Annotated in this window: 6 protein-coding genes and 1 pseudogene; 6 read left to right on the forward strand and 1 reads right to left on the reverse strand. The window is 74.8% G+C overall.

The features are described 5' to 3' along the window. The 3 genes from ACFQ3T_RS32665 to ACFQ3T_RS32675 form a co-directional block, all read left to right on the forward strand. Positions 1 to 559: fructosamine kinase family protein (locus tag ACFQ3T_RS32665; protein ID WP_380729335.1), on the forward strand; the 559-nt coding region annotated here is incomplete at its 5' end. A 7-nt stretch (positions 560 to 566) separates the two neighbouring features. Continuing rightward, positions 567 to 1,130 (forward strand): DUF1349 domain-containing protein, encoded by a 564-nt coding sequence (locus ACFQ3T_RS32670; protein WP_380729337.1) that lies wholly within the window; start codon positions 567 to 569, stop codon positions 1,128 to 1,130. A gap of 16 nt (positions 1,131 to 1,146) precedes the next feature. Next, positions 1,147 to 1,953 (forward strand): SURF1 family cytochrome oxidase biogenesis protein, encoded by an 807-nt coding sequence (locus ACFQ3T_RS32675; protein WP_380729338.1) that lies wholly within the window; start codon positions 1,147 to 1,149, stop codon positions 1,951 to 1,953. Here ACFQ3T_RS32675 and ACFQ3T_RS32680 read toward each other — a convergent pair. Then, positions 1,895 to 2,863, reverse strand: a complete 969-nt coding sequence (locus ACFQ3T_RS32680; protein ID WP_380729340.1) for a cobalamin biosynthesis protein — start codon at positions 2,861 to 2,863, stop codon at positions 1,895 to 1,897. The genes ACFQ3T_RS32675 and ACFQ3T_RS32680 overlap by 59 nt on opposite strands. A 51-nt stretch (positions 2,864 to 2,914) precedes the next feature. Between ACFQ3T_RS32680 and ACFQ3T_RS32685 the strand changes: the two genes are divergently transcribed. The 3 genes and pseudogenes from ACFQ3T_RS32685 to ACFQ3T_RS32695 form a co-directional block, all read left to right on the forward strand. Further along, positions 2,915 to 4,396, forward strand: a complete 1,482-nt coding sequence (locus tag ACFQ3T_RS32685) for a DUF2397 domain-containing protein (protein ID WP_380729342.1) — start codon at positions 2,915 to 2,917, stop codon at positions 4,394 to 4,396. Continuing rightward, complete coding sequence (locus tag ACFQ3T_RS32690; RefSeq protein WP_380729344.1) at positions 4,396 to 5,568, forward strand: TIGR02678 family protein; 1,173 nt, start codon at positions 4,396 to 4,398, stop codon at positions 5,566 to 5,568. Before ACFQ3T_RS32685 ends, ACFQ3T_RS32690 begins: the two co-directional genes overlap by 1 nt. Further along, positions 5,565 to 7,251, forward strand: a pseudogene (locus tag ACFQ3T_RS32695) (TIGR02680 family protein); the annotation flags it as partial. The gene ACFQ3T_RS32690 and the pseudogene ACFQ3T_RS32695, both read left to right, overlap by 4 nt.

Genomic DNA, 7,251 nt, shown 5'->3' on the forward strand with positions numbered 1-7,251 from the left:
CGAGGAGTTCGGACGTCGCCTCGCCGCCCTGCACGCGACCGGCGGGCCCGCGTTCGGCGCTCCCCCGCCCGGCGGGCCGGAGCACGCGGCGATCGGGCTCGCGCCGATGCGCAACGTGCCGTCCGGGACGTGGGCGGACTGGTTCCGCGAGCACCGGATCGCCCACTACGCCCGCCTCGCCGTGGACGCGGGGGCGTTGACCGCCGCGGAGGCCCAGACCGTCGAACGGGTGCGGGTGGAGGCGCCCGAGGAGCCGCCCGCCCGGCTGCACGGCGACCTGTGGCACGGCAACGTGCACTGGGCCGCGGACGGCCGGGCGTGGCTGATCGACCCGGCCGCGCACGGCGGGCACCGGGAGTCCGACCTGGCCATGCTCGCCCTGTTCGGCTGCGCCCACCTCGACCGCGTGCTCGCCGCCTACGACGAGGCCGCGCCGCTGGCCGACGGGTGGCGCGACCGGGTGCCGCTGCACCAGCTGTTCCCGCTGCTCGTCCACGCCGTGCTGTACGGCCGCGGTTACGCGGAACAGGCGTTGTCCGCCGCGCGATCGTTGACATGATGGCCGGATGGGGATCAAGGCGTTCGACCGCGACGACTGGCGGTGGCTGAACGAGCCCCGCTCCTGGGACCACCGGGACGGGCTCACCATCACCAGCGACCCGGACACCGACTTCTGGCGCACCACCCACTACGGGTACGTGCGCGGCTCCGGCCACGTCCTCGGCGTGCCGCTGACCGGCGACTTCACCGTCTCCGCCTCGTTCACCGGCGACTACGCCGCCCAGTACGACCAGGCCGGCATCGCGCTGTGGATCGACGAGCGCAACTGGATCAAGGCGGGCGTCGAGCTCGTGGACGACGAGTTCCAGGTCAGCACCGTCGTGACGCGGGAGCTGTCGGACTGGTCCGTGGCGCCCGGCGGTCCCGTGGGGCGGGTCACGATCGCGGCGGCGCGCGAGGGCGACGCGGTGACCGTCCGGTACGGCGCGGGCGACGCCGAGCCGACCACCCTGCTGCGGCTCGCGTACTTCCCGCCCGAGGTGGAGGTGCTGGCCGGGGTGATGGCCGCCGCCCCGACCGGCCCCGGCTTCACCGTCCGCTTCGACCGGGTGCAGGTCACAACGGCCTAGGGCTTACCGTGGTCACGTGCGGTTGAAGTTCCTGTTGCAGCCCGGCTGGCTGGCGTTGACGCTGGCGGTCTGGGTGTTCGCGGGCGCGTGCTTCACGCTGCTCGCGCCGTGGCAGTTCAGCCGCGACGCGGAGCGCGAGGCGCAGAACCACGCGGTCACCTCGTCCGTCCGCACCGACCCCGTGCCCGTCGCCACGCTGCTCGACCGGCCCAACGCCGAGGTCGAGTGGCGACGCGTCACGCTCACCGGCCGCTACCTGCCCGACGCGCAGGCGGTGGCCCGGCTGCGGACCGTGCAGGGCGAGGCCGCGTTCGAGGTGCTGACCCCGTTCCGGCTGGTCGACGGCCCGGTGGTGCTGGTCGACCGGGGTTACGTGCGGCCGGTCAACGGCATCAAGGTGCCCGACCTGAAGCCCGTGCCGACGGACGAGGTGAGCGTCACCGCGCTGGTCCGGCGCGACGAGTCGGACACGCGTGACGCGTTCCAGGAGGACCGGCACCGCCAGGTCTACTCGGTGAACTCGGCCGTGGTCGGGCAGGCCGCGGGCCTCGACATCCGGCCGGGGTACTTCCAGCTCACCGAGGGCCAGCCCGGCGTCGAGGAGGCCCTGCCGCTGCCCAAGCTCGACGCGGGACCGTTCTTCTCCTACGCGCTGCAGTGGATCGCGTTCGGCGCGATGGCGCTCGGCGGCTGGCTGTACTTCACCGTCCGCGAGATCCGCCCCGGCGGCGCGCTGCGCGCGCAGGACGAGGGCAGGACCAAGGTCAGGCGGAAGTCCGTCGCCGAACAGCTCGCCGAAGACGAGGCCGCACCAGCGCGATGACCGCGGTCACGGCCGCCGCCGACGCGCCGACCACCCGCGACAGCTCCACGGCGCGCGTCACGTGCCCCGCGTCCGGGTTGCGGCCGTGCCCGAGCACCGGCCGGTCCTCCGCGCCGTGCGCGTACACCGTGCGACCGCCCAGCCGCACCTCCAGCGCGCCCGCGAACGCCGCCCCGGCCTGGCCCGCGTTGGGGCTGGGGTGCGCCGCCGCGTCCCGCCGCCACGTCTTCCACGCCTCGCCCGCCGACCCGCCGACGACGGGCGCGCCGGCCGTCGTGAGCAGCGCCGCCAGCCGTGACGGCAGCAGGTTCGCCACGTCGTCCAGCCGGGCCGCGGCCCAGCCGAACCGGCGGTAGCGCTCGTTGCGGTGGCCGATCATGGCGTCCAGCGTGTTCACCGCGCGGTAGCCGAGCAGCCCGGGCACGCCCGCGACCGCGCCCCAGAACAGCGGGGCGACGACGGCGTCGGACGTGTTCTCCGCCACGGACTCCACGGTCGCCTTCGCCAGGCCGAGCGTGTCGAGCGTCCTCGGCTCGCGCCCGCACAGGTTGGGCAAACGATTGCGCGCCGCGTCGAGGTCGCCGCCGTCCAGCTCGCGGCCCATCGCGGTGCCCTCGTCGGCCAGGGACGACCCGCCGAGCACCACCCACGTCGCCGCGGCCGTCGTCAGGGCCTGCACCACCGGGCTGCGCCGGCCGAGCCGTTCCACCGCGACACCCGCGAGGACCGTGCCGCCGACCAGGACCGCGGTGTGCGCCGCGCCGGCGGGGCGGTGGTCGCGGTACAGCCGGCGCTCCAGCGCCGCGGCGGCCCGACCGAATCCCGCTACCGGGTGATACCTCTTGGGGTCGCCGAGCACCGCGTCAGCGGCCACGCCCAGCACCAACCCCACCGCGCGCCCCAGACTCACACCGGCACGGTAGCCCGCAGGTGTCGGACCGCCGCATTAGGGTGGCCCACCGTGGAACCAGCCGGCCGCCTCAAGCTCTACGCGTACCTGGACGCGCGCGACCACCAGCGCACCTACCTGGCGATCATGCGGCTGTTCACGTCCACGCTGCTCGCCGACCTGTCCGCGGGCGAGGTCGCGGGCGCGCTGGCGGGCGCCGAGCGCGAGGGCCGGGTCGAGCCGGGCGAGTCGCGCATCGAGAACGTGCTCAACCGGCTGCGGCAGCTCGTCGAGTGGGGCAACCTGGTGCAGGGCAGGCGCGAGGTCGTCGCGTCCAGCATCGCCGAGTTCCAGCACGGCAGCGTGCGCTACCAGGTGAGCAAGCTCGCGGTCCGCGTGCAGCGGGACGTGGACGAGCTGCTGCGGGTGCCGGAGGGCGCGCGGGAGGTGTCGCGCGAGCTGCTGCCCGCCGTCGAACGGGGCCTCGACCGGCTGGGGCGGTCGCTGTCGGAGGCGTTGATCAGCGGCGCGCCGCGCACCCGCGAGGTGCTGGCCGAGCAGGTCACCACGCTGTTCCTCCAGCACGCCGAGCTGGCCGCGACCGTGCGCGACTTCTACGCGTACCTGGGTCAGGTCGTGACCCGGCACCACCTGGCGCCCGACGAGATCTCCGGGTTCCGGAACCTGCTGGTCGAGTACATCCAGATGGTCGTGGAGGACGTGCTGCGGCACACCCCGGCCATCGCCGACGCCCTGGCGCGCGTCAACGCGGCGCGGTCCGAGCTGCTGCGCCTGCTGGGCCGGGCCGACCTGGGCGACCAGGTCGAACGGGCCCGCGGCCGGTCGGCGGAGGACTGGCAGGAGCTGACCGACTGGTTCGTGGACCGGCCCGGCCGGCCGAGCCAGGTGACGGCGCTGCGCGAGGCGACCGCGCGGGCCATCGGGTCGCTGCTGGCGAGCGTGAAGCGGGCCACGTCGGGCGGCGGGCTGCTGCCGAGCCGCCGGGCCGAGCTGCTGAAGCTGGCAGGCTGGTTCGACTCGGGGTCGCGGGCACGGGCGCACGAGCTGTACGCGGCGGCGTTCGGGCTGTACGCGGCCCGGCACGTGTCGCCCGCGCCGGAGCACGACCGGGACAACGAGCGCACGCCGTGGCGGGACGGCCCGGTGGTGGACGTGACGGTGAGCGTGCGCAGCCGGGGCGACCGCGGCGCGCGCGGGCGGACGTCCCGCATCCTCGACGACCCGATGACCGAGCAGTCGCTCCTGGCCGAGGCGCGCGAGGCCGACGAGCGCCGGGCGGCGTCGGTCGCGGAACTGGCGGCGGCCGCGCCCCGGCTGGCCGAGACCACGTTGTCCGGCGAGGCGCTCGGGGTGCTGTGCGAACTGCTGACGTTGGCGATGGCGCAGCGCGACACGGCGGCCGACCCCGGCTCGGCGACGGACCCGGTGCGCGGGCTGCGGGTGACCGTCGCGCACGCCGCCGGCCAGGCGACGCGCATCCGGTCCGCCGCGGGCACGTTGACCCTGCACGACTCGACGTTGGTGCTCGACTGATGTTCGACGACCTCTCCGAGATCGACGCGGCGAACGTGGTGCGCTGCGCCCGCACGCTGCTGCGGCGGCCGCTGCTGCGCGCCGACGGGCCGGACGGCGAGCTGCTCACCCTGGTCTACCGGCACCGGGCCGCGTTGCAGGACCTGTTCGCCCGCGCGCTCGGCTACCGGCTGGTGGTGGAACGGCGGTTCGCGCGGCTCTACAAGTCCGGGCCCGGCCACGACGACTCGCGCGGCGTGCTCGGCATGTCGCCGCGCGGGTACGCGTACGTGGCGCTGACCATGGCGGTGCTGACGGGGACCGGGAGGCAGGCCTTGCTGTCCCGGCTGGTGTCCGACATCCGCGCGGCCGCGGTGGAGGCCGGGATCGCGGTCGTGGACGACGTGGCCGACCGGCGGGCGTTGACGGCGGCGCTGCGCCACCTGGTGTCGCTGGGCGTGCTGCACGAGACCGAGGGCACGGTCGACGTGCACGCCGAGGCGCTGATCACCGTGGACACGGACCTGCTCGGGCAGCTGCTCACCGGGCCGGTGGCCGAGGCGTCGACGCCGGAGCGGTTGGTGGAGCTGGCCGCCCGGCCCGGCCCCCGCGGCGTCGAGCACGCCGTGCGGCGCAAGCTGGTGGAGAACCCCGTGGTGCTGTACGCGGACCTGCCGCCCGAGCAGGCGGACTGGTTGCGGCGCAACCAGCGCAAGGAGACCGCGCTGCTGGAGACGTGCTTCGGCCTGCACACCGAGTGCCGCGTCGAGGGCGTGCTGGCGGCCGACCCCGAGGACTACCTGACCGACCTGTACTTCCCCGGCACGTCCACCGTGGCGCGGATCGCGTTGCTGGCGCTGCCGGACCTGCTGTCGTCGGAGCCGCGTCCCTCCGACGGGCGGCACGCCGTCGCCCGGGAGGAGGTGCGGTCGGTGTGCGGGCGGTTGGTGGAGGACTACCCGAACGCGTGGTCCAAGCAGTTCACCGAAGACCTGGACCGGCTGGCCGACGAAGTGCTGGAACTGCTGCGGCGCATGGGGTTGGCGGTGCCGTCCGAGGACGGCTGGCTGCTCAACGCCGCCGCCCACCGCTGGGTGCCGGAACCCGACGGCGACCCGGAGCGCGAGGTCGAACCGGTGGCGGTCGTGCCCGAGGTGCCGAGCTGGTCGTTGTTCGATGAGGAGAGCGCGTGAACAGGTGGCGGCTGCACAGGGGCGGCATCGTCAACATCTGGCAGTACACCGAGCAGACGTTCGACTTCTCCGGTGGGCGCGCGATCTTCCAGGGCACCAACGGGTCCGGCAAGTCGCGCACGCTGGAGCTGCTGCTGCCGCTGTGCCTCGACGGCGACCTGCGGCAGGTCGGCTCCAAGGGCTTCGACACGGTGTCGCTGCGCCGGCTCATGCTCGACGACTACGACGGCGGGCCCAACCGCATCGGGTACGCGTGGGTGGAGCTGGCGCGTGACGGCGAGTACCTGACCTGCGGGTTGGGCGTGAAGGCGTCCAAGACGTCGCAGGCGATCACCGACTCGTGGCGGTTCATCACGTCCGCCCGGGTGGGCGACGGCCTGGCGTTGGTGGGCGCGGACCGCACGCCGCTGGGCCCGGCGCAGCTGCGTGACCTGATCGGCGCCGACTGCGTCCTGGAGGAGGCCGCGTTCCGGGCCCGCGTGGCGGAGACCGTGTACGGCGTGCCCGCGCCCCGGTACGGCGACCTGCTGCACCTCCAGCGGACGCTGCGCAACCCCGACGTCGGCCTGAAGGTGCTCGAAGGGCAGCTGGAGCAGATCCTGTCCGACGCGCTGCCGCCGCTCGACCAGGCGATGGTCGAGCAGCTGGCGACGTCGTTCGACGACCTGGAGTCGATCCGGGAGAACATCACCCGGCTGTCGGCGGCGGACGCGGCGCTGGGGACGTTCCTCAAGACGTACTCGGACTACGCGTTCGGCGGGCTGCGCGCGGCGGCCGAGCGGTTGGGCGCGGCGGAGGACGGGGTCCGCAAGCTGGAGCGGGCGTCGGCCCGGTTGTCGGCGTCGTTGGAGTCGACGTTGGCGGCCCGTGCGGCGGCGGAGCAGTCGCTGGCGTCGTTGGAGGCCGGTGAGCAGCAGGCCGAGGAGACCATCGGCGCGTTGAAGGAGCTGCCCGCGTTCCGCGACCTGCAGGACTTGCAGACGCGCGAGAAGCTGGTGGCGGAGAAGCGCTCGTCGGCGGTGGCGGCGCTCGACATGGCGAACAAGCAGCGGTTGCAGGAGGACGGCGCGGTCGACGGCGTGCTGCGGCTGCTGCGCCGGCTGGCCGACGACCTCGGGTCGGCGGAGGAGCTGGTCGAGCCGCTGCGTCAGCACCTGCGCGCGGCAGGCCTGTCGGCGTTGTCGGTCCCGGACGTCCCGCGCGTGTCCACTTTGGACGCAGCGGTGCGGACGGAGTCCGTGCGGGCCAAGCCCGACCCGGAAGCCGAACCGCTCCCCATCGAACGCCGCGTGCCTCCGGCGGTGGACGAGCTGGCGTTGGAGCCGGCGGTGGCGCGGGCGACGGAGATCGCGTCGGCGGCGCGGCAGCGCGGGGCGTTGGCGATGGCCCTGGCCGCGCGGGCGGCCGAGCTGGACACCGTGCAGCGGCAGGTGGACGCGCTCCGGCAGACCGCGCGCGACGCGCAGCACGCGGCGACCGAGGCGGCGGCGTTGCGCAACCAGGAGGCGCAGGAGCTTGCCGAGGTCGGGCGGGCGTGGCTGGCCGACGTGACCGCGTGGCAGGACGCCGGCCCCGCCCGGCCGGAAGGCGGCCTGGCGCTGCCCGCGTCGGTGGACCCGTCCACGGCGAGGGCGCTGGCCGGCGCGGCCCGTGAATGGGCCGGACCACTCGTGACGGCCGCGC

Origin of the sequence: Saccharothrix hoggarensis (assembly GCF_042678885.1) — a bacterium.
In the GTDB taxonomy this organism is placed as follows: domain Bacteria; phylum Actinomycetota; class Actinomycetes; order Mycobacteriales; family Pseudonocardiaceae; genus Actinosynnema; species Actinosynnema hoggarensis.